This window comes from Cedecea sp. B1(4) (assembly GCF_059414925.1).
In genome coordinates this window covers 1-324 of record NZ_JCAHMZ010000101.1, presented here as the reverse complement: position 1 = coordinate 324, position 324 = coordinate 1, and the positions used below count along the sequence as shown (strand labels likewise).

At 56.5% G+C, this 324-nt stretch carries 1 protein-coding gene; it reads right to left on the bottom strand.

All coding sequences use genetic code 11. The annotated features are described in order from the left end of the window. Window positions 1-324: ATPase, T2SS/T4P/T4SS family (locus tag ACR6JA_RS22245; RefSeq protein ID WP_494599568.1), on the bottom strand; the 324-nt coding region annotated here is incomplete at both ends.

The window sequence follows — 324 nt, the reverse complement described above, 5'->3', positions numbered from 1 at the left end:
CGCGATGATTATTCGGTCCGGCTTCATACGCAGGCAGGACGCGAGCATGGTCTTGGCAGACACGGTGTGTCCGCCCTCTTCCTCGCGTGAGAAAAACAGCTCCACAACGTTCGGATGAGGCGGCCGAAGTTCGGACACGTCTTGGACAGTTATCAGCCGTTCTGTGAGCGGAATTTCTTGCATCAAGGCATTGGTCACGACCGTCTTGCCTGAGCCTGTAGCGCCGGTAATTCCGATGTTGCGATGCGTGCGAACAGCGAGCCGGAGAAATTCCGCGATACGTCCGCTGTTTTTCAGCTCCAGCAGCTCACGCTCAAATTCCTG